Source organism: Pseudomonas extremorientalis (assembly GCF_001870465.1).
GTDB lineage: Bacteria > Pseudomonadota > Gammaproteobacteria > Pseudomonadales > Pseudomonadaceae > Aquipseudomonas > Aquipseudomonas extremorientalis.
In genome coordinates, this window is sequence record NZ_MDGK01000004.1 from 42667 (window position 1) to 63981 (window position 21315).

A 21315-nucleotide genomic window follows, 5' to 3' on the forward strand; every position below is an offset into this window, starting at 1 on the left:
GCGACAATTCTCGGCAAAAACCCTTTTCACAGAGGCGTATCCCCTATGCGTACCAACACCCAGACCAAGCGGGAGCTGGACAAGATCGACCGCAACATCCTGCGCATCCTGCAAACCGACGGGCGCATTTCGTTTACGGAGCTGGGGGAGAAGGTCGGGCTGTCGACCACGCCCTGTACCGAGCGTGTGCGGCGGCTGGAGCGTGAAGGGATCATCATGGGCTACAACGCGCGGCTCAACCCCCAGCATTTGAAGGGCAGTTTGCTGGTATTTGTCGAGATCAGCCTGGATTACAAGTCCGGTGACACCTTCGAGGAATTCCGCCGCGCGGTGCTGAAACTGCCCCATGTGCTCGAGTGCCACCTGGTTTCTGGCGACTTCGACTACCTGGTGAAAGCGCGGATATCCGAGATGGCGTCGTACCGCAAATTGCTCGGCGACATCCTGCTCAAGCTGCCCCATGTGCGGGAGTCCAAGAGCTATATCGTGATGGAAGAGGTGAAAGAGAGCCTGAACCTGCCGATCCCGGACTAAACCAGCACCTGCCGTGTGCTCGCCATGTACTCGTGGATCTGCTTCTCCACCCGTGGATGAATCAGCTCCACCGGGCGCCGCCCATTCGGACACGGCAAGGTCTTGGTGGTGCCGAACAGCCGGCAGATCAACGGGCGCTCGTCGTACACCGTGCAGCCCTTCGGCCCCAGGTGCACGCAGTTCAGCTCCTCCATGGCCGCGTCCTGCTCGGCGGCGGTCTTGCGCGGCAGGCGCGACATTTCCTCGGGCGAGGTGGTCACCGGCCCACAGCAGTCATGGCAACCGGGGACGCACTCGAACGAAGGAATCTGCCGGCGCAGCGCACTGATTTTCTGACTGTTGCAACTCATCGAAACACGTACCGAACGGCGAATAGGCGTGGATTCTGCCGCAAAACGCCCCGCGCAGACAGCTTCGTCCGACCGCTGTATCCTGCGTCAAATTTTCCAAACAGGGATGCTCCCCATGACTGCCAGCGCCCGGCATACCGCCTCCTACTACGCCGCCAGCAGCGTGCCGCAAACTGATTACCCGGTATTGACCGGCGAACTGACGGCGGATGTGTGCGTGGTCGGCGGCGGTTTTTCCGGGCTGAACACCGCGCTGGAGCTGGCCGAACGCGGTTTCAGCGTAGTGTTGCTGGAAGCGCGCAAGATCGCCTGGGGCGCCAGCGGGCGTAACGGCGGCCAACTGATTCGCGGTGTCGGCCATGGCCTGGACCAGTTCGCCAGCGTGATCGGCACCGAGGGCGTACGCCAGATGAAGTTGATGGGCCTGGAAGCGGTGGAGATTGTGCGTGAGCGCGTCGCGCGCTACCAAATCCCCTGCGACCTGACCTGGGGCTACTGCGACCTCGCCAACAAACCCCGCGACCTCCACGGCCTGGCCGAAGATGCCGAAGAACTGCGCAGCCTCGGCTATCGTCACGACATACGCCTGCTGCAAGCCAACGAAATGGGCAGCGTCATCGGCTCCGAGCGCTACGTGGGCGGCATGATCGACATGGGCTCCGGCCACCTGCACCCGCTGAACCTGGCCCTCGGCGAAGCCGCCGCCGCGCAGCAATCGGGCGTGAAGCTGTTCGAGCAGTCCGAAGTGACGCGCATCGACTACGGCCCCGAAGTCAACGTACACACCGCCCAAGGCAACGTGCGCGCCAAGACCCTGGTGCTGGCCTGCAATGCCTACCTCAACGGCCTCAACCCGCACCTCAGCGGCAAAGTGTTGCCTGCCGGCAGCTACATCATCGCCACCGAACCGTTGAGCGAAGCCCAGGCCGCCAACCTGCTGCCGCAGAACATGGCGGTGTGCGACCAGCGTGTCACGGTGGACTACTTCCGGCTGTCCGCCGACCGCCGCCTGCTGTTCGGCGGTGCCTGTCATTATTCCGGCCGCGACCCCAAGGACATCGGCGCCTATATGCGCCCGAAGATGCTGCAGGTGTTCCCACAACTGGCCGATGTGAACATCGACTTCCAATGGGGCGGCATGATCGGCATCGGCGCCAACCGTCTGCCGCAGATTGGCCGCCTGGCCGACCAGAACAACGTGTATTACGCCCAGGCCTACGCCGGCCATGGCCTCAACGCCACGCACCTGGCGGGCAAGTTGCTGGCCGAAGCCATCAGCGGCCAGCAACACGGGCGCTTCGACCTGTTTGCCCAGGTGCCGCACATCACCTTCCCCGGCGGCAGGCACCTGCGCTCGCCGCTGTTGGCGCTGGGGATGCTCTGGCACCGCCTCAAAGAGCTGGTCTGATCAATCGCGCCAGAACGGTTTGAGGCCTTCGTGGCGCGCCTGCTCGGCGGTCAGCCCGATATCGCGCAATTGCTCGCGGGTCAGGTGCAGCAGAGCTTTGCGCGTGTGGCGACGGTGCCAGAACAGACCCCAGCGACTGATATCGCGCCGCGCCGTCGCCCGCTCCTGCCCAGCCACCAGTTCCTGACTGTGTAACGCCAGCCGCACATCGCTCATGCCGTTCATTTTGCTGCCCCTCAGTTGCTTGTTGCCTTGAGTGACCAGCATGAGCGCGCAGCCAAAACCATTACAGATTCAACCCACCTTTATTAAATCCATACAGATACTGCCTATATACCGCTGAATCCTGTATTTTCTGCCTATCTGTAATGGTCCCTCTGGAGCGACCGCCATGACCCTGTACATGAACCTCGCCGAATTGCTGGGCACCCGCATCGAACAAGGCTTCTATCGCCCCGGTGATCGACTGCCTTCCGTACGGGCCTTGAGCGTGGAACACGGGGTCAGTTTGAGCACCGTGCAGCAGGCCTATCGCTTGCTCGAAGACAACGGTCTGGCGATGCCCAGGCCGAAATCCGGCTACTTCGTGCCGGTCGGCCGCGAGTTGCCGGCCCTGCCCGAAGTCGGTCGTCCGGCTCAGCGCCCCGTAGAAATTTCCCAATGGGACCAGGTGCTGGAGTTGATACGCGCAACGCCGCGCAAGGATGTCATACAGATGGGCCGCGGCATGCCGGATGTATTGTCGCCCACCCTCAAGCCCCTGCTGCGCAGCCTGGCCCGCGTGAGTCGCCGCCAGGATCTGCCGGGGCTGTATTACGACAACATCCTGGGCTGTATGGAACTGCGCGAACAGATTGCGCGCCTGTCCCTGGATTCCGGCTGCCAGCTGACGGCCGAGGACATCGTGATCACCACCGGCTGCCATGAGGCGCTGTCCGCCAGCATCCATGCCATCTGTGAACCGGGCGATATCGTTGCGGTGGACTCACCGAGCTTTCACGGCGCCATGCAGACCCTCAAGGGCCTGGGCATGAAAGCCCTGGAAATCCCCACCGACCCGATCACCGGCATCAGCCTCGAAGCCCTGGAGCTGGCGCTGGAACAGTGGCCGATCAAAGTCATCCAACTGACCCCCAACTGCAACAACCCCCTGGGCTACATCATGCCGGAGGCGCGCAAGCGGGCATTGCTCACCTTGGCGCAGCGCTTTGACGTGGCGATCATTGAAGACGATGTGTACGGCGAACTGGCCTTCAGCTACCCGCGCCCGCGCACCATCAAGTCTTTCGACGAAGACGGACGCGTCCTGCTGTGCAGCTCGTTCTCGAAGACCCTGGCGCCCGGCCTGCGCATCGGCTGGGTAGCGCCCGGACGTTACCTGGAGCGAGTGCTGCACATGAAATACATCAGCACTGGCAGCACCGCCACGCAGCCGCAGATCGCGATTGCGGAATTCCTCAAAGGTGGCCACTTTGAACCGCATTTGCGGAGGATGCGTACCCAATACCAGCGCAATCGCGACTTGATGCTCGATTGGGTCAGCCGCTACTTCCCCACAGGCACTCGCGCCAGCCGCCCTCAAGGCAGCTTCATGCTGTGGATCGAACTGCCGGAAGGCTTTGATACGCTGAAGCTTAACCGTGTCCTGGTAGAACAAGGTGTACAGGTGGCCGTAGGCAGCATCTTCTCGGCGTCGGGCAAGTACAGGAACTGCCTGCGCATGAACTACGCTGCCAAGCCAACCGCGCAGATTGAAGAAGCCGTGCGCAAGGTCGGGGCTGCGGCGATCAAGATGCTGGCAGACACGGTCGACTGACCTTTCACGGGAAATTGCCGTCATATACCGACAACCGCCCTGATCTGGAAGCCGCTCCCTTGATGATTCAACGGCTATTACCGTTTTGCCTGCTGGGAGCCCTGACTCTGGGCGGCTGCGCCAGCGTGAGCACGCCACGCGTCCCCAGTGACGCCCTGCCCGCCGCACAGTCATCGTTCGGCCGCTCGATCCAGGCCCAGGCCGCGCCCTATCAAGGGCGCTCGGGCTTTCGCCTGCTGCCCAACAGCAGCGAGGCATTCATGGCCCGTGCCGAGCTGATCCGCAACGCCCAGACCAGCCTCGACCTGCAGTACTACATCGTGCACGACGGCATCAGCACCCGCATGCTCGTGGACGAACTGCTCAAGGCCGCCGACCGTGGCGTACGTGTGCGCATCTTGCTGGATGACACAACCAGCGACGGCCTGGACCAGATCATCGCCACCCTCGCCGCCCATCCCAAAATCGAGATCCGCCTGTTCAACCCGCTGCACCTTGGGCGCAGCACCGGCGTAACGCGGGCCATGGGCCGCTTGTTCAACCTGTCGCTGCAACATCGACGCATGCACAACAAGCTGTGGCTGGCGGACAATAGCGTGGCCATCGTTGGCGGGCGTAACCTGGGGGATGAGTATTTCGATGCCGAGCCCAACCTGAACTTCACCGATATCGACATGCTCAGCGTCGGCCCGGTGGCCGAGCAACTGGGCCACAGTTTCGACCAGTACTGGAACAGCGCGCTGAGCAAGCCCATCGATGATTTCGTCTCCAACGCACCGTCCAAGGGTGACCTGGCCGCCGCGCGCGTACGCCTGGAAGCGTCCCTGGCCGAGTCACGCCAGCAGAACCACGCACTGTACAACCGCCTGCGCACCTACCAGACCCAACCCCGCATGGACACCTGGCGCCGCGAGCTGATCTGGGCCTGGAACCAGGCGCTGTGGGATGCGCCGAGCAAGGTGCTGGCCAAGGACGACCCGGACCCCAGGTTGCTGCTCACCACGCAACTGGCGCCGGAACTGGAAGGGGTCAATCATGAACTGATGATGATTTCGGCGTACTTCGTGCCGGGACAGCCAGGCCTGGTGTACCTGACGGGACGCGCCGATGCGGGCGTGTCAGTGAGCCTGCTGACCAATTCCCTGGAAGCCACCGACGTGCCCGCCGTGCACGGGGGTTATGCGCCGTACCGCAAGGCGCTGCTGGAGCATGGGGTCAAGCTCTACGAGTTGCGCCGCCAGCCCGGGGATGGCGGCGGCAGTGGCCCGCACCTGTTTCGCCGAGGCACCTTCCGGGGCTCGGATTCCAGCCTGCACAGCAAGGCGATGATCTTTGATCGGGAGAAATCCTTTATCGGCTCGTTCAACTTCGACCCACGCTCGGTACTGTGGAACACCGAAGTCGGTGTGCTGGTCGACAGCCCCGAGCTGGCGGAACACGTGCGCAACCTTGCACTGCAAGGCATGGCGCCAGCCCTGAGCTATGAAGCGAAATTGCAGGACGGCCAAGTGGTGTGGGTGACCGAAGATAACGGCCAGTTGCACACCCTGACCCGCGAGCCGGGGAGCTGGTGGCGACGGTTCAATGCGTGGTTTGCCACCAGCGTCGGCCTTGAGCGCATGCTCTAGGCCGGCTGCGCCGCGCCGAATGCACCCTGGCGCAGCAGCAACATCACCAGGCCCAGCGCACCGGCCGCCATCAGCAGCGGCAACGCATGCCCGCTGATCCACTGGCTACCCGCGCCCGCCACCAGCGGGCCGATCAGGCAGCCGATACCCCACAACTGCGCCACGTGGGCATTGGCGCGCACCAGCGCGTCGTCGCGGTAACGCTCGCCGATCAGGATCAACGACAGGGTGAACAAGCCGCCGGCACTCGCGCCGAACACGACCCAGATCGGCCAGATCATTGGCGTGTGCATCAATAGGGGAATCGTCAGGCTCGACACCAGCAACAGCAGCGCACACCCCAGGAACAACGTGCGCCGAGGCAAGTAGTCGGCCAGTGCGCCGATGGGCAATTGCAGTAACGCGTCGCCAACCACCACCGTGCTGACCATGGCCAAGGCGATCTCGGCGGTGAACCCTTGTTGCAGGCAGTACACCGGCAACAATGTCAGGATCATCGCCTCGAACGCAGCAAACAGCGCCACCGCCCAGGCAATCGCCGGCAGGCTCCGGCAGAAGCGCCACAGTTGCGCGAAGGTCACGCTGAAGGACTCGGCGCTCGGTGCACCGGAGCGCCCCAGTAGCAACAGCGGCGCGACCATCAACAGGCCGACGCCCACCCAGAAACCGTAGTCATGCTCGGTGCCGATCAGGCCCAACAGCAGCGGCCCCGACAGCTGGCTCAAGGCATAGCTGCAGCCGTACAACGCCACCAGCCGACCACGCCACTGCTCCACCACCAACTGGTTGATCCAACTCTCGCCGAGGATAAACACAATGGTCAGGATCACCCCGATCATCAGGCGCAGCACCAGCCACACCGGGTAGCTGGGCAGGATCGCCAGCAGGCCGATGGACACCGCGCCCGCCCACAGGCACAGGCGCATGAGGTTGGCGGTGCCAAGCCATGAGGCCAGGCGACTGGAAACCTTCGCCCCGAGCAACACGCCAAAGGCCGGCATTGCTGCCATCACGCCGATAGCGAAACTGCCGTAGCCCCAGCTTTCGAGGCGCAGGGATACCAGCGGCATGCTGACGCCCAGGGCCAGACCGACGCTGAGCACTGAGGCCAGGACGGCGAAATAAGTCGCCCAACGCATTTCCACGCTCCTGTGGATCATTTTCAAGTTCACACAAACCAGTGTGGGAGGGGGCTTGCCCCGATTGCGGTGGATCAGTGAGCACCGCTGGCGCCTGACACACTGCTATCGGAGGCAAGCCCCCTCCCACATTTAGCCTGCGGTGTTGCTTAGAGCTTGATCCAGGTGGCCTTCAGCTCGGTGTATTTGTCGAACGCATGCAGCGACTTGTCGCGACCGTTGCCCGACTGCTTGAAGCCACCAAACGGTGCAGTCATGTCGCCGCCATCGTACTGGTTGACCCACACGCTACCGGCACGCAGCGCCTTGGCAGTCAGGTGGGCCTTGGAGATGTCAGCCGTCCACACCGCTGCAGCCAGGCCGTATTGGGTGTCGTTGGCGATGGCAATTGCTTCCTCGGCGCTGTCGAAGGTGATCACCGACAAGACCGGGCCGAAGATTTCTTCCTGGGCGATCTTCATGGCATTGGTCACACCGTCGAAAATCGTCGGTTCAACATAGGTGCCACCGGTTTCTTCCAGGGTCCGCTTGCCGCCGGCGACCAACTTGGCGCCATCTGCGTGACCCGCTTCGATGTACGACAGCACAGTGTTCATCTGCTGGGTGTCCACCAGTGCGCCCACATTGGTTGCCGGGTCCAGCGGGTTGCCAGGCTTCCAGCCCTTGAGGGCATCGATCACCAGCGGCAGGAATTTGTCCTTGATGGAACGCTCCACCAGCAGGCGCGAACCGGCGGTGCAGACCTCCCCCTGGTTGAAGGCTATGGCGCCGGCGGCGGATTCTGCGGCGGCTTGCAGGTCCGGGGCATCGGCGAACACGATGTTCGGGCTCTTGCCGCCGGCTTCCAGCCAGACGCGCTTCATGTTCGACTCACCAGAGCGGATCAACAGTTGCTTGGCGATCTTGGTGGAACCGGTGAACACCAGGGTGTCGACATCCATGTGCAACGCCAGCGCATTACCCACGGTATGACCATAGCCCGGCAGTACGTTGAACACGCCTTTTGGAATACCGGCTTCCACGGCCAGGGCCGCAATGCGGATGGCGGTCAGCGGGGATTTTTCGGACGGCTTGAGGATCACCGAGTTGCCGGTGGACAGCGCAGGGCCCAGTTTCCAGCAGGCCATCATCAGCGGGAAGTTCCACGGCACGATAGCGCCAACCACGCCAACCGGCTCGCGCGTCACCAGACCCAATTGGTCGTGCGGGGTCGCGGCGACTTCGTCGTAGATTTTGTCGATCGCTTCGCCGCTCCAGCTCAGGGCATTCGCCGCGCCGGGTACATCGATGTTCAGGGAGTCGCTGATCGGCTTGCCCATGTCCAGGGTTTCGAGCAGCGCCAGCTCTTCGGCATTGGCCTTGAGCAACGCGGCGAAACGGATCATGGCGGATTTGCGCTTGGCCGGCGCCAGGCGTGACCACACACCGGAGTTGAAGGTGGCGCGGGCGTTTTCGACGGCGCGCTGGGCGTCGGCGGCGTCACAGCTGGCAACGGTGGCCAGCAGTCGACCATCGACCGGGCTGATGCATTCAAAGGTGTCACCGGAAACAGCGGCGGTGTACTCGCCATTGATGTAGGCGCGGCCTTCGATCTTCAGATCCTTGGCACGTTGTTCCCAGTCGGCACGGGTCAGGGTGGTCATGCGAGTGTCCTCCTCTTATTGAATACAAGGGCCATGGGATATCCCACGGCAGCCTTAAAGAATTCTTGCCCGCCAGCCAATGGTTCGGCGCAAGGCAGCTGCCACCCTAAACCAGCGGCTGGGGGCGTTTCAATATATTTGACATAACGCCGGCAAACGCCCTTGCGATGTTCATTTTAATAAACATAGACTTTGGGCTCTCCAACCGCAGGCCAGACGGGACACGCACATGAGCATCCAGGACATCGTCGACTTCAGCCAAGCCAAGACCGCCGCCGAGCGTTACCGCCCTGCCGCCGACAAAATCCTCAAGGGCGATCCCGAGCAAACGATCTACAACCACTACAACAGCCCCTGCGGCCAGATGAGCGCGGGCGTGTGGGAAGGTGAAGTCGGACAGTGGACGGTCAATTACACCGAACATGAGTACTGCGAGATTGTGCAGGGTGTATCCGTGCTGCGTGACGCCGACGGCAATGCCAAGACCTTGCGCGCTGGCGACCGATTCGTGATTCCCGCTGGCTTCAGCGGCACCTGGGAAGTGCTGGAGGCGTGCCGCAAGATCTACGTGGTGTTCGAACAGAAAGCCTGACCGGCCAAATCACAGACAAAAAAAAGCCCGGATCGTGAGATACGGGCTTTTTTTCACAAGGAGGAAAATCAATTACTTGATTTTGCCTTCTTTGTAGATCACGTGCTTGCGAACGCGCGGGTCGAACATTTTCTTTTCGAGCTTGTCCGGGGTAGTACGCTTGTTCTTGTCGGTAGTGTAGAAGTGACCAGTACCGGCGCTAGAGATCATTCGAATCAATTCACGCATGATATAGCTCCTTAGATTGTGCCAGCGCGGCGCAATTCAGCCAGCACGACAGTGATGCCACGCTTGTCGATGATGCGCATGCCTTTGGCAGATACGCGCAGACGGACGAAACGTTTCTCTTCTTCAACCCAGAAGCGGTGATGCTGCAGGTTCGGCAGGAAACGACGACGGGTTTTGTTATTTGCGTGGGAAATGTTATTCCCAGTCACCGGACCCTTACCGGTAACTTGACAGACTCTCGACATGCCTCAGCCCTCTAAAACCACATGCCCAACCCGGCATGGGTTGGCCGCTTAATCTCTCAGTCATTTGGCGCCAGGCGCCGCGTTTCTTTAGGGTCTTACCGGCTACACCTACAAGCGAAGGAACCGGGCCCCTAGAAAAGAGCGCTGCTTTATACCAGAAAGACCCCAGTGCAACAACAGCCCGCGTGTTTTTACTGGCGTAAATCTTGGCGGTAGACGCCTGAACCGTTGCCAGGAGGGGCCGCTGTCACAGCCGACCGCTCGTCGCACAGAATGATTTACAGCGCGCACGGGCACAGTGAAGTGCACGACGAAACGCGCCGAGGCGCCATCAAAACAGCATTTGGCGCAAAAGCACAGGCAAAAATGGGCTAGTCATTTACCTATCAGACCACTACGGTAGGACTTTTCCAGACTGCACTCGCAGATGGGCCTTCGATCTGCAAAGGAAACCGAACATGCGCCTCGCTGCCCTACCGCTATTGCTAGCCCCTCTATTTATCGCCCCGCTGGCCTCGGCCGCCAGCAACTTGAGCGTCTGCACCGAGGCCAGCCCCGAAGGGTTCGATGTGGTGCAATACAACTCGCTGACCACCACCAACGCCTCGGCCGATGTGCTGATGAACCGCCTGGTGGACTATGACGCGACCAGCGGCCAACTGGTGCCCAGCCTGGCAGACAGCTGGGACGTCTCGCCGGATGGCCTGACCTATACCTTCAAGCTGCACCCGGATGTGAAGTTCCACCGCACCGAGTACTTCACCCCAAGCCGCACCCTGACCGCCGAAGACGTGCGCTTCAGCTTCGAGCGCATGCTCGACCCGGCCAACCCCTGGCACAAGATCGCCCAGAGCGGCTTCCCTCACGCTCAGTCGCTGCAACTGTCGACGCAGGTAAAAAAGATCGACGCTCTCGACCCACTGACCGTGCGTTTCACCCTGGATCACGCCGACTCCACCTTCCTCGCCGCGCTGAGCATGGGGTTCGCCTCGATCTACCCGGCGGAATATGCCGACAAACTGCTCAAGGCCGGCACGCCGGAGAAGCTCAACAGCCAGCCGATCGGCACTGGACCGTTTATCTTCAGCCGTTTCCAGAAAGATGCCGTGGTGCGCTACAAGGCCAACCCGGACTACTTCGCCGGCAAACCGGCTGTGGATAACTTGATCTTCGCCATCACTCCCGACGCCAACGTACGCCTGCAGAAGCTGCACCGCGATGAGTGCCAGATTGCGCTGTCACCCAAGCCGCTGGACGTAGGCGAGGCCGAAAAGGACCCGGCGCTCAAGGTGGATAAGACCGCGGCCTTCATGACCGCCTTCGTGGCCATCAACAGCCAGCACCCGCCCCTGGACAAGCCCGAAGTCCGCCAGGCGATCAACCTGGCGTTCGACAAGGGCAGCTACCTCAAGGCCGTGTTTGAAGGCACCGCCGAGGCCGCCAACGGCCCTTATCCGCCGAACACCTGGAGCTACGCCAAGGACCTGCCGGGTTATCCACAGGATCTCGCCAAGGCCAAGGTGCTGCTCGACCGCGCCGGACTCAAGGACGGCTTCAAGACCACCCTCTGGACCCGCCCCACCGGCAGCCTGCTGAACCCCAACCCGAACCTTGGTGCACAACTGCTGCAAGCTGACCTGGCCAAGGTCGGCATCCAGGCCGAGATCCGCGTGATCGAATGGGGCGAGTTGATCCGCCGCGCCAAAGCCGGCGAACACGACCTGCTATTCATGGGCTGGGCCGGTGACAACGGCGACCCGGATAACTTCCTGACCCCGCAGTTTTCCTGCGCGGCGGTAAAGTCGGGTACCAACTTCGCCCGCTACTGCGACCCTGCGTTGGACAAGCTGATCAGCGCTGGCAAGACCACCAGCGAGCAAGGTGTGCGCAGCAAGCTGTACCAGCAGGCCCAGGCGCAGATCCAGCAGCAGGCCTTGTGGTTGCCGCTGGCGCACCCGACGGCGTTCGCCCTGGCCCGCAAGACTGTCGAGGGCTACCAGGTGAGCCCGTTCGGCCGGCAGGATTTCTCGAAAGTCAGCGTCAAGCCCTGAGCTGAAAGCTGCAAGCCCGCTTGAGGCTTGCAGCTGCTTCCCCCCCTACATCCACCCATACTCCGCCATCGACAACGGGTCTCCATCCCCCACAATGATGTGATCCAGTACCCGCACATCCACCACCTCCAAGGCGTTCTGCAGCAACTTGGTCAATTTTCGATCAGCGGCGCTCGGCTCCAGGCTCCCGGAAGGATGGTTGTGGCACAGGATCAACGCCGCCGCGTTGTAGGCCAATGCGCGTTTGACCACTTGCCGGGGATACACCATCGCCGCGTCGATGGTGCCTTGGGACAACGCCTCGAAACCCAGCACCCTGTGCCTTGAATCAAGGAACAGACAGCCGAATATCTCGTGGGGCTCATGGCGCAACATGGCCTTGAGGTAATCGCGCACCGCCACCGGGCTTTCCAGCACCGAGTCGTGTCGCAGGCGCTCGGCCATATGACGCTTGGCCATTTCCAACACCGCCTGCAACTGGGCAAACTTCGCCGGCCCCAGGCCCAATTGCTGGCTGAACAGCGTCTGGCTGGCCTCCAGCAACGGGCGCAAGCCGCCGAATTGCGCCAGCAGATGGCGCGCCAGGTCCACCGCGCTCCTGCCGGAAACCCCGGTACGCAGGAAGATCGCCAGCAACTCGGCATCCGACAGACTCTCCGCCCCCCACTCCAGAAGCTTCTCTCGCGGCCGCTCTGCCGCCGGCCAATCACGAATACTCATCTCTCCTCCCCTCCCTGTATGCCATGCGTGCCGCTGTTGCCTTGCGGACGCTGTGTTATCGTAGGCCCTCTTTTTTGCAGGCGATTTCCCCTGGGGAGGGGGCATCGCAGGCGTCATTGAACTGGCAACACTGAACTGGAAAGGCAAACCAATGCAGCGTCTGTATCGGAAACGCATCGTTCTCGGCGTTGGCGGCGGCATTGCCGCCTACAAGAGCGCAGAGCTGGTCCGCAGGCTCCTGGACCAGGGCGCCGAAGTGCGCGTGGTCATGACGCGCGGTGGTAGTGAGTTCATTACCCCGCTGACCATGCAGGCCTTGTCCGGGCACCCGGTTCACCTGGATCTCCTGGACCCTGCAGCCGAAGCCGCCATGGGGCACATCGAACTGGCCAAATGGGCCGACCTGGTGCTGATCGCTCCGGCCACCGCCGACCTGATCGCGCGCCTGGCCCAAGGCATCGCCGATGACCTGCTGACCACGCTGGTACTGGCCACCGACGCCACTGTCGCCATCGCCCCGGCCATGAACCAGGCCATGTGGCGCGACCCTGCGACCCAGGCCAACACCCAGCTTCTGCAAAGCCGAGGCCTCAAGGTGTTCGGCCCGGCATCCGGCAGCCAGGCCTGCGGCGACGTTGGCATGGGCCGCATGCTTGAAGCCACCGATCTGGCGCTGTGCGCCGCCGAGTGCTTTCAGCACCTGGCCCTCACTGGCAAGCACGTGCTGATCACTGCCGGCCCGACCCAGGAAAACATCGACCCGGTGCGCTACATCACCAACCATAGCTCAGGAAAAATGGGCTTTGCCCTGGCTGAAGCGGCGGTCGAGGCAGGCGCACGCGTCACCCTGATCACCGGTCCGGTGCATTTGCCGACCCCGGATCGGGTCACGCGAATCGACGTGGTCAGCGCCCGCGACATGCTGGCGGCCTGTGAGGCGGCCATTCCGTGCGACCTGTTCATCGCCTCGGCGGCGGTTGCGGACTACCGCCCGGAAGTCGTCGCCCCGCAAAAGCTCAAGAAAGACCCTACGAGCGGTGACGGCCTGCTCCTGCAAATGGTGCGCAACCCGGACATCCTGGCCACCATCGCCACGCGTCCGGACCGTCCGTTCAGTGTCGGCTTCGCCGCCGAGACCGAGCACTTGCTGGACTACGCCGCACGCAAATTGAAAGACAAAAACCTCGACCTGATCGTTGCCAATGATGTCGCCAACCCGAGCATCGGCTTCAACAGCGAGGAAAACGCCTGCAGCGTGATCGACCGCGACCTGCACGCCACCCTTTTCGCCCAGACCAGCAAGGGCAAGATTGCCCGTCAACTGATCTCTTTTATCGCCCAACGGCTGAACCAGGTTTAATTTCAATGCACGCTTTGCAAGCCAAGATCCTCGATTCACGCATCGGCAACGAATTCCCACTGCCGGCCTACGCCACCCCAGGCTCCGCAGGCCTCGACCTGCGCGCCATGCTCAAGCAAGACACCGTCCTTGAACCGGGCCAGACCATCCTGATCCCCACCGGCCTGTCGATCTACGTGGGCGACCCTGGCCTGGCGGCGCTGATCCTGCCGCGCTCGGGCCTGGGCCACAAACACGGCATCGTGCTGGGCAACCTGGTCGGCCTGATCGACTCGGACTACCAGGGCGAATTGATGGTGTCGTGCTGGAACCGTGGCCAGACCGCGTTCAACATCGCCGTCGGCGAGCGCATTGCGCAGTTGGTATTGGTGCCGGTGGTGCAGGCGCACTTCGAACTGGTCGAGGAATTCGATGAGACCCAACGCGGCGCATGCGGTTTTGGGCATTCCGGCAGTCACTGACTAAGCTGAATCCTGCCGGGCGCCTTTGCCCGGCTCGATGCCACCGCAAGGCTTTTCAGGACGAAGAATGCGCGGACCCTATCAGCGAGATTTCCCTATTGAAATCAAAGCATTAAGCAGAAAGAAAAGCAGCGCCAGCACGCCGATGGCACTTTTGCACCACGAACTCTCTGCCGAAAACACCGTCATACCCTTCAGTTTGAGCCTGCCGGTCAGCCACATTAAGGCCAGCCTTGCCCCCTTCAGATGGAGTTTCCCCCCGCGATGAGTACCGCAGCCCGAGTAGCCCCGACATTCCCCGACAGCATTTTCCGCGCCTATGACATCCGTGGCGTGGTACCAAAGACCCTGACTGCCGAAACCGCCTACTGGATTGGCCGCGCCATCGGCGCACAGAGCCTGGCCCAGGACGAGCCGAACGTGTCGGTTGGCCGTGACGGTCGCCTGTCCGGCCCGGAGCTGGTTGAGCAACTGATCCAGGGCCTGGCCGACAGCGGTTGCCATGTGAGTGACGTGGGCCTGGTGCCGACGCCGGCACTGTACTACGCGGCCAACGTACTGGCCGGCAAGTCCGGGGTGATGCTCACCGGCAGCCACAACCCGTCCGACTACAACGGTTTCAAGATCGTCATCGCCGGCGACACGCTGGCCAACGAACAGATCCAGGCCCTGCACGACCGTCTGAAAAACAACGACCTGACCAGCGGCAAGGGTACCGTCACCAAAGTCGACATCCTGCAGCGCTACTCTGACCAAATCACCGGCGACGTGAAACTCGCGCGCCGCCTGAAAGTGGTGGTGGACTGCGGCAACGGCGCAGCCGGCGTGATCGCCCCGCAGTTGCTCGAAGCCCTGAACTGCGAAGTGATCCCGCTGTTCTGCGAGGTCGACGGCAACTTTCCCAACCACCACCCAGACCCAGGCAAGCCGGAGAACCTGGTGGACCTGATCGCCAAGGTCAAAGAAACCGGGGCTGACGTGGGCCTGGCCTTCGACGGCGACGGCGACCGCGTGGGTGTGGTGACCAACACCGGCGAGAACGTATTCGCCGATCGCCTGCTGATGCTGTTCGCCCGCGACGTGGTGGCGCGCAATGCCAACGCCGAGATCATCTTCGACGTGAAGTGCACTCGTCGCCTCACGCCGCTGATCAAGGAATACGGCGGCCGCCCGCTAATGTGGAAGACCGGTCACTCGTTGATCAAAAAGAAAATGAAGGAAACCGGCGCCCTGTTGGCCGGCGAAATGAGCGGCCACGTGTTCTTCAAGGAACGCTGGTTCGGCTTTGACGACGGTATTTACAGCGCCGCTCGCCTACTGGAGATCCTCAGCAAGGAAAAATCCACGGCCCAGGAGCTGTTTCAGACCTTCCCGAACGATATTTCTACGCCAGAGATCAATATCCATGTGACCGAGGAGAGCAAATTCAGCATCATTGACGCACTGCACGATGCGCAATGGGGCGAAGGCGCCAACCTGACCACCATTGATGGTGTGCGAGTCGATTACGCCAAAGGCTGGGGCCTGGTCCGCGCGTCCAACACCACACCGGTGCTGGTCCTGCGTTTCGAGGCGGATACCGAGGCTGAGTTGCAGCGCATCAAGGACGTGTTCCACGCCCAGTTGAAACGTGTTGCCCCTGATCTCCAATTACCGTTCTGATTTTTTACCGGAGCCCTGAATGACCCTCGAACGCGAAGCCGCTGCCAACACTGCCAAGGTCCTGTCCGAAGCGTTGCCTTACATCCGACGCTACGTCGGCAAGACGCTGGTGATCAAGTACGGCGGCAATGCCATGGAAAGCGACGAGCTGAAAACCGGCTTTGCCCGCGACATCGTGTTGATGAAAGCCGTGGGGATCAACCCGGTGGTGGTGCACGGCGGCGGCCCGCAAATCGGCGACCTGCTCAAGCGCCTGTCGATCGAGAGTCACTTCATCGATGGCATGCGCGTCACTGATGCGCAGACCATGGACGTGGTGGAGATGGTCCTCGGCGGCCAGGTCAACAAGGACATCGTCAACCTGATCAACCGCCATGGCGGCAGCGCGATCGGCCTGACCGGCAAGGACGCAGAGCTGATCCGCGCGAAAAAGCTGACTGTGACCCGGCAGACACCGGAGATGACCCAGCCGGAAATCATCGACATCGGCCAGGTGGGCGAAGTGGTAGGCGTCAACACTGACCTGCTGAACCTGTTGGTCAAGGGCGACTTCATCCCGGTGATCGCGCCGATCGGCGTGGGCGCCAATGGCGAGTCCTACAACATCAACGCCGACCTGGTGGCCGGCAAGGTGGCCGAAGCGCTGAAGGCTGAAAAGCTGATGCTGCTGACCAACATCGCCGGCCTGATGGACAAGCAAGGCAAGGTGCTGACCGGCCTGACCACCCAACAGGTGGACGACCTGATCGCCGACGGCACCATCTACGGCGGCATGTTGCCGAAGATCCGCTGCGCGCTGGAAGCGGTGCAAGGCGGGGTGGGTAGCTCGTTGATCATCGATGGTCGAGTGCCGAATGCGGTACTGCTGGAGATCTTCACGGATACCGGCATGGGTACGCTGATCAGTAACCGCAAGCGTCCCTAAACACTGAAAACAAAAGGCCCCGCTCAATATGATTGAGCGGGGCCTTTTTATGCACGCTGCTCCCCTGTGGGAGCGGGCTTGCCCGCGAAGGCGGTGGGTCAGACGCCAAACTGCTCGCGATATGCACGCACCGCCGGCAGGTGCTGCTTGAGCTGCGGATCATCTTCCAGGAACTGCAACACCTGGTTCAACGACACGATGCTCACGACTGGAATGCCGAAATCGCGCTCCACTTCCTGGATGGCCGACAACTCACCGTTGCCACGCTCCTGGCGGTTCAGCGCGATCAGCACGCCGGCGGCCTTGGCGCCGTCCTGGGAAGCGATGATCTGCATGACTTCGCGGATAGCGGTGCCGGCGGTGATCACGTCGTCGATGATCAGCACGTCGCCCTTGAGTGGAGCCCCGACCAGGCTGCCGCCTTCACCGTGGGCCTTGGCCTCTTTACGGTTAAAGCACCAAGGCAGGTCCTGCCCGTGATGCTCAGCCAGCGCCACGGCGGTCGCGGCCGCCAGGGGAATACCCTTGTAGGCCGGGCCAAACAGCACATCGAAGGAAATACCGCTTTCAACGATGGCAGCCGCATAGAAACGACCCAGCTGTGCCAGGGCCGAACCCGAGTTGAACAGGCCCGCATTGAAGAAGTACGGGCTGGTGCGCCCTGACTTGAGGGTGAACTCACCGAAGCGCAAAACCCCGCGATCGATGGCAAAACGAATGAAATCGCGTTGATACGCCTGCATGAAAAAAGCCTCAGATACCACGGATTTAGCTAATTAGGTAGACGGCGTGTATCATACACGCACGCGATTTTTGGGGCCATTTATGCGGATCATCAGTGTGAACGTTAATGGTATTCAGGCTGCAGTCGAGCGTGGTTTGCTCAGTTGGCTGCAAGCCCAGAATGCCGACGTCATCTGCCTGCAGGATACCCGCGCCTCCGCCTTTGAACTGGACGACCCAGCCTTCCAACTGGATGGCTACTTCCTTTATGCCTGCGATGCCGAAGTGCCCACCCAAGGTGGCGTGGCTTTGTATTCGCGGTTGCAACCCAAGGCGGTCATCAGCGGCCTCGGCTTCGAGACAGCCGACCGCTACGGGCGCTACCTGCAAGCCGATTTCGACAAGGTCAGCATCGCGACCTTGCTGCTTCCTTCGGGGCAGAACGGCGATGAAGACTTGAACCAGAAGTTCAAGCTAATGGACGATTTCGCCCGTTACCTGGATAAACAGCGACGCAAACGTCGCGAGTACATTTATTGTGGCTCGCTGTACGTGGCGCAACAGAAGCTGGATATCAAGAACTGGCGCGACAGCCAGCAATCCCCGGGTTTCCTGGCGCCGGAACGGGCCTGGATGGACGAGATTGTCGGCAACATGGGCTATGTGGATGCCCTGCGCGAAGTCAGCCGCGAAGGCGACCAGTACAGCTGGTGGCCGGATAACGAACAGGCTGAGATGCTCAACCTGGGCTGGCGCTTCGACTACCAACTGCTGACCCCGGGCCTGCGCCGGTTCGTTCGCAGCGCACGCCTGCCGCGCCAGCCGCGATTCTCGCAGCACGCGCCGCTGATCGTGGACTACGACTGGACATTGACCATCTGAGGTCTTTTCCCAGGCACAAAAAAACCGACAGCGATGTCGGTTTTTTTGTGCCTGTTCACTATTTGATCACTCGCCAGGTCAAGGGGTAGCGGTAAGCGATCCCCTTGTTGGCCTTGATGCTACCAATGATGGTCAGCACCACCGTGGCGATTGCCAGGGCAACCATCAGGAAAAAACCGATCACTGCGAAGGCCAGCACAATGCAAGCGATCCAGGCGATGGCGACGGTGATCTGGAAGTTCAGGGCTTCCTTGCCCTGATCATCAATGAACGGGTCCACTTCTTTCTTCATCTGCCACAGGATCAGTGGCCCCACGACGCTGCCGAAGGGGAACACGAAACCCAGAAACGCCGCGAGATGGCACAACATTGCGCCCTGGCGCACTTCGTAGGAAGGCGTCGGCACAGGCATTTGGCTGCTGTCATTCATGGCGCTTCTCCTTGAGGCGGGTTCAGTCAGCCAGGGCGGCGTTCTGCAGTTCGAAGATCTCGGTCATGCCTTTCTGGGCCAGGGCCAGCATCGCATTCAGTTCGGCCGGCTGGAATGGCGCGCCTTCGGCGGTGCCTTGCACTTCGATGAACCCACCGGTGCTGGTCATCACCACGTTCAGGTCGGTCTCGGCGGCCGAGTCTTCCAGGTAGTCCAGGTCCAGCACTGGCTCGCCCTGGTACATGCCCACCGAAACAGCGGCGATCATTTGCTTGAGCGGGTCACCGCCCTTGAGGCCGCCACGCTTCTTGATCACTTTCAGCGCGTCAACCAGGGCCACCATGGCACCGGTGATGGACGCAGTGCGGGTACCGCCGTCAGCCTGGATAACGTCGCAGTCGACGTACAGGGTCACGTCGCCCAGCTTGGACATGTCCAGGGCGGCGCGCAGTGAACGGCCGATCAGGCGCTGGATTTCCAGGGTGCGCCCGCCTTGCTTGCCACGGCTGGCTTCACGCTGGTTACGCTCGCCGGTGGCGCGCGGCAGCATGCCGTACTCGGCGGTCAGCCAGCCCTGGCCCTGGCCTTTAAGGAAGCGCGGCACGCCGTTTTCGACGCTGACGGTGCAGATCACCTTGGTATCGCCAAACTCGACCAGTACGGATCCCTCGGCGTGTTTGGTGTAGTTGCGGGTGATGCGGATCGAGCGGAGCTGATCGGCAGCGCGACCACTTGGACGTTTCATAGGGAACACCTGTACTGAGGACGAAAAACTGCCGAGCATTATAGAGCCGCGGGCCGATTCGGGGCACTGCTAAAAAATCCAGTTACGAATGCTCGGGTTTGGGCGCACTCGCCCCACTGCGCTACAATCCTGCGCCTTCCCAATCATCAGCCCGCATTTACGGGGCTGCAACGCGAGGTACCTCCATGGTGCACAGCATGACCGCCTTTGCCCGCGTCGAAAAAGCCGGCGTACAAGGCACCCTGAGCTGGGAACTGCGCTCGGTCAACAGCCGCTACCTGGAGCCGCATCTGCGTCTGCCGGAATCGTTCCGCGACCTCGAAGGCGCTGTGCGTGAAGCGCTGCGCCAGGGCATTTCCCGTGGCAAGCTGGAATGCACCCTGCGCTTTACCGAAGAAACCACCGGCAAGCCGCTGCAGGTTGACCGCGACCGCGCCGCGCAATTGGTCGCCGCTGCCGAAAGCATCGCTGGCCTGATCAAGCAGCCGGCCGCGCTCAACCCCCTGGAAGTGCTGGCCTGGCCCGGCGTGCTGGTGGCCGACGCCACCGACCCGCAGGCGCTCAACGCCGAAGCCCTCGCCCTGTTCAATCAGGGTTTGAAGGAGCTCAAGGCTGGCCGCGAGCGTGAAGGCGCCGAGTTGGCGCGCCTGATCAGCGAGCGCCTGACCTCGATCGAAGAAGACGTGGTCACCCTGCGCGAGCTGGTCCCGCAGATGCTTGCCACCCAGCGCCAGAAGGTCCTCGACCGCTTCACCGACATGAAGGCCGACCTCGACCCGGTGCGCCTGGAGCAGGAAATGGTGCTGCTGGCGCAGAAGAGCGATGTGGCCGAAGAACTGGACCGCCTGAGCACCCACATCCTCGAAGTACGCCGCGTGCTCAAGTCCGGCGGCGCCGCCGGTCGGCGCCTGGACTTCCTGATGCAGGAACTCAACCGCGAAGCCAATACACTGGGCTCCAAGGCTTTCGATCCGCGCAGCACCACGGCTGCGGTCAACCTCAAGGTGTTGATCGAGCAGATGCGCGAACAAGTACAGAATATTGAGTAAGGCAACCTCCATGACCCACAGCACCGGCACCCTTTACATCATTTCCGCGCCTTCTGGCGCAGGCAAGAGCAGCCTGGTCAAGGCCCTGACCGACGCTGACGAGCAGATCCGCATCTCGGTCTCCCACACCACCCGCGCCATGCGCCCGGGCGAGGTGAACGGCGTGCACTATCACTTCGTCGAGCGCACCGAGTTCGTCAAGATGATCGAACACGGCGACTTCCTGGAGCGCGCCGAAGTGTTCGGCAACCTCTATGGCACTTCGCAAAGCCACTTGCAGCAGACCCTGGACGAAGGCCACGACTTGATCCTGGAAATCGACTGGCAGGGCGCCGAACAAGTACGCCAGCTGATGCCCAAGGCGCGTTCGATCTTTATCCTGCCGCCGTCGCTTGAAGCGCTGCACCAGCGCCTGACCAACCGCGGCCAGGACAGCGACGAGATCATTGAAGGCCGCATGCGTGAAGCGGTCAGTGAAATGAGCCACTACGTCGACTACGACTACCTGATCATCAACGACGATTTTGCCCACGCGCTGGACGATTTGAAGGCGATTTTCCGCGCCAATCAGCTCCAGCAAAAGCGTCAGCAACAGCGTTTCGGCAAATTACTCGCCGAACTGCTCGGTTGATTGGCTCTTCCCAAAACCGCTGCAAGGGCTTTACATTGGCGCTTGTAGCGGTTTTGCGAGGGCCTGCGAAAAATCAGCGCTTCCCTAAACGCT

Annotated in this window: 23 protein-coding genes and 1 pseudogene; 13 read left to right on the plus strand and 11 right to left on the minus strand. The window is 61.7% G+C overall.

The window, feature by feature from the left end:
- Positions 1–45: 45 nt before the first annotated feature.
- Positions 46–534 (plus strand): Lrp/AsnC ligand binding domain-containing protein, encoded by a 489-nt coding sequence (locus BFN10_RS01090; protein ID WP_003176896.1) that lies wholly within the window; start codon positions 46–48, stop codon positions 532–534.
- On the opposite strand, the gene BFN10_RS01095 is transcribed toward BFN10_RS01090, so the two are convergent.
- A complete protein-coding gene (locus BFN10_RS01095) occupies positions 531–884 on the minus strand; it encodes a YkgJ family cysteine cluster protein (protein WP_071488064.1) in 354 nt (117 codons plus the stop codon). The genes BFN10_RS01090 and BFN10_RS01095 overlap by 4 nt on opposite strands.
- Positions 885–999: 115 nt before the next feature.
- Between BFN10_RS01095 and BFN10_RS01100 the strand changes: the two genes are divergently transcribed.
- Positions 1000–2292, plus strand: coding sequence for an NAD(P)/FAD-dependent oxidoreductase (locus BFN10_RS01100; protein WP_071488065.1), 1293 nt, complete (start codon positions 1000–1002; stop codon positions 2290–2292).
- On the opposite strand, the gene BFN10_RS01105 is transcribed toward BFN10_RS01100, so the two are convergent.
- Positions 2293–2517, minus strand: a complete 225-nt coding sequence (locus tag BFN10_RS01105) for a DUF1127 domain-containing protein (RefSeq protein ID WP_071488105.1) — start codon at positions 2515–2517, stop codon at positions 2293–2295. It abuts the gene before it with no gap.
- Between the two features lie 166 nt (positions 2518–2683).
- Between BFN10_RS01105 and BFN10_RS01110 the strand changes: the two genes are divergently transcribed.
- Together BFN10_RS01110 and BFN10_RS01115 are read left to right on the plus strand one after the other, a co-directional pair.
- Entirely contained in the window at positions 2684–4108 is a 1425-nt protein-coding gene (locus tag BFN10_RS01110) for an aminotransferase-like domain-containing protein (RefSeq protein WP_071488066.1), read from the plus strand.
- A 62-nt stretch (positions 4109–4170) separates the two neighbouring features.
- Positions 4171–5736 (plus strand): phospholipase D family protein, encoded by a 1566-nt coding sequence (locus BFN10_RS01115; protein ID WP_071488067.1) that lies wholly within the window; start codon positions 4171–4173, stop codon positions 5734–5736.
- Here the strand turns inward: BFN10_RS01115 and BFN10_RS01120 are convergent.
- Together BFN10_RS01120 and BFN10_RS01125 are read right to left on the minus strand one after the other, a co-directional pair.
- Positions 5733–6875 carry an MFS transporter gene (locus BFN10_RS01120; protein WP_071488068.1) on the minus strand — a complete coding sequence of 381 codons (1143 nt, stop codon included), beginning with the start codon at positions 6873–6875 and terminating at the stop codon, positions 5733–5735. The two genes, BFN10_RS01115 and BFN10_RS01120, sit on opposite strands and share 4 nt — an antisense overlap.
- A gap of 149 nt (positions 6876–7024) precedes the next feature.
- Positions 7025–8518: an aldehyde dehydrogenase gene (locus BFN10_RS01125; protein WP_071488069.1), complete on the minus strand. Its 1494-nt coding sequence runs from the start codon at positions 8516–8518 to the stop codon at positions 7025–7027.
- Between the two features lie 229 nt (positions 8519–8747).
- Here BFN10_RS01125 and BFN10_RS01130 point away from each other — a divergent pair, with 229 nt between their 5' ends.
- Complete coding sequence (locus BFN10_RS01130) at positions 8748–9110, plus strand: cupin domain-containing protein (RefSeq protein ID WP_071488070.1); 363 nt, start codon at positions 8748–8750, stop codon at positions 9108–9110.
- 72 nt (positions 9111–9182) lie between these two features.
- On the opposite strand, the gene rpmG is transcribed toward BFN10_RS01130, so the two are convergent.
- Positions 9183–9338 (minus strand): 50S ribosomal protein L33, encoded by a 156-nt coding sequence (gene rpmG, locus BFN10_RS01135; protein ID WP_003176906.1) that lies wholly within the window; start codon positions 9336–9338, stop codon positions 9183–9185.
- 11 nt (positions 9339–9349) lie between these two features.
- Positions 9350–9583, minus strand: coding sequence for a 50S ribosomal protein L28 (gene rpmB, locus BFN10_RS01140; RefSeq protein ID WP_010207494.1), 234 nt, complete (start codon positions 9581–9583; stop codon positions 9350–9352).
- A 458-nt stretch (positions 9584–10041) separates the two neighbouring features.
- Between rpmB and BFN10_RS01145 the strand changes: the two genes are divergently transcribed.
- The gene (locus BFN10_RS01145) at positions 10042–11634 is read left to right on the plus strand and encodes an ABC transporter substrate-binding protein (protein ID WP_071488071.1); all 1593 of its coding nucleotides are present in this window, start codon (positions 10042–10044) and stop codon (positions 11632–11634) included.
- A 45-nt stretch (positions 11635–11679) separates the two neighbouring features.
- Here BFN10_RS01145 and radC read toward each other — a convergent pair whose 3' ends face one another.
- The gene (gene radC, locus BFN10_RS01150; protein ID WP_071488072.1) at positions 11680–12354 is read right to left on the minus strand and encodes a RadC family protein; all 675 of its coding nucleotides are present in this window, start codon (positions 12352–12354) and stop codon (positions 11680–11682) included.
- A gap of 151 nt (positions 12355–12505) precedes the next feature.
- Between radC and coaBC the strand changes: the two genes are divergently transcribed.
- Complete coding sequence (coaBC, locus tag BFN10_RS01155; RefSeq protein ID WP_016970585.1) at positions 12506–13714, plus strand: bifunctional phosphopantothenoylcysteine decarboxylase/phosphopantothenate--cysteine ligase CoaBC; 1209 nt, start codon at positions 12506–12508, stop codon at positions 13712–13714.
- Positions 13715–13719: 5 nt separating this feature from the next.
- Complete coding sequence (dut, locus tag BFN10_RS01160; RefSeq protein WP_071488073.1) at positions 13720–14175, plus strand: dUTP diphosphatase; 456 nt, start codon at positions 13720–13722, stop codon at positions 14173–14175.
- A gap of 81 nt (positions 14176–14256) precedes the next feature.
- On the opposite strand, the gene BFN10_RS29375 is transcribed toward dut, so the two are convergent.
- Positions 14257–14397 carry a hypothetical protein gene (locus BFN10_RS29375; RefSeq protein ID WP_156682180.1) on the minus strand — a complete coding sequence of 47 codons (141 nt, stop codon included), beginning with the start codon at positions 14395–14397 and terminating at the stop codon, positions 14257–14259.
- Between the two features lie 18 nt (positions 14398–14415).
- On the opposite strand from BFN10_RS29375, the pseudogene BFN10_RS01165 reads away from it, so the two are divergent.
- Positions 14416–15837, plus strand: a pseudogene (locus BFN10_RS01165) (phosphomannomutase/phosphoglucomutase); the annotation flags it as partial.
- 19 nt (positions 15838–15856) lie between these two features.
- A complete protein-coding gene (argB, locus tag BFN10_RS01170) occupies positions 15857–16762 on the plus strand; it encodes an acetylglutamate kinase (RefSeq protein WP_058424243.1) in 906 nt (301 codons plus the stop codon).
- Positions 16763–16860: 98 nt separating this feature from the next.
- Here the strand turns inward: argB and pyrE are convergent, their stop codons facing one another.
- Complete coding sequence (gene pyrE / locus BFN10_RS01175; protein WP_028618476.1) at positions 16861–17505, minus strand: orotate phosphoribosyltransferase; 645 nt, start codon at positions 17503–17505, stop codon at positions 16861–16863.
- 82 nt (positions 17506–17587) lie between these two features.
- On the opposite strand from pyrE, the gene BFN10_RS01180 reads away from it, so the two are divergent.
- Entirely contained in the window at positions 17588–18367 is a 780-nt protein-coding gene (locus tag BFN10_RS01180) for an exodeoxyribonuclease III (RefSeq protein WP_003195493.1), read from the plus strand.
- Positions 18368–18425: 58 nt separating this feature from the next.
- On the opposite strand, the gene BFN10_RS01185 is transcribed toward BFN10_RS01180, so the two are convergent.
- Positions 18426–18797, minus strand: a complete 372-nt coding sequence (locus BFN10_RS01185) for a DUF4870 domain-containing protein (protein WP_071488075.1) — start codon at positions 18795–18797, stop codon at positions 18426–18428.
- A 22-nt stretch (positions 18798–18819) separates the two neighbouring features.
- Positions 18820–19542, minus strand: coding sequence for a ribonuclease PH (gene rph / locus BFN10_RS01190; RefSeq protein ID WP_016975928.1), 723 nt, complete (start codon positions 19540–19542; stop codon positions 18820–18822).
- 185 nt (positions 19543–19727) lie between these two features.
- Here rph and BFN10_RS01195 point away from each other — a divergent pair, with 185 nt between their 5' ends.
- A complete protein-coding gene (locus tag BFN10_RS01195) occupies positions 19728–20591 on the plus strand; it encodes a YicC/YloC family endoribonuclease (RefSeq protein WP_071488076.1) in 864 nt (287 codons plus the stop codon).
- A gap of 10 nt (positions 20592–20601) precedes the next feature.
- Entirely contained in the window at positions 20602–21222 is a 621-nt protein-coding gene (gmk, locus tag BFN10_RS01200; protein WP_003213284.1) for a guanylate kinase, read from the plus strand.
- The last annotated feature ends 93 nt before the right edge of the window (positions 21223–21315 follow it).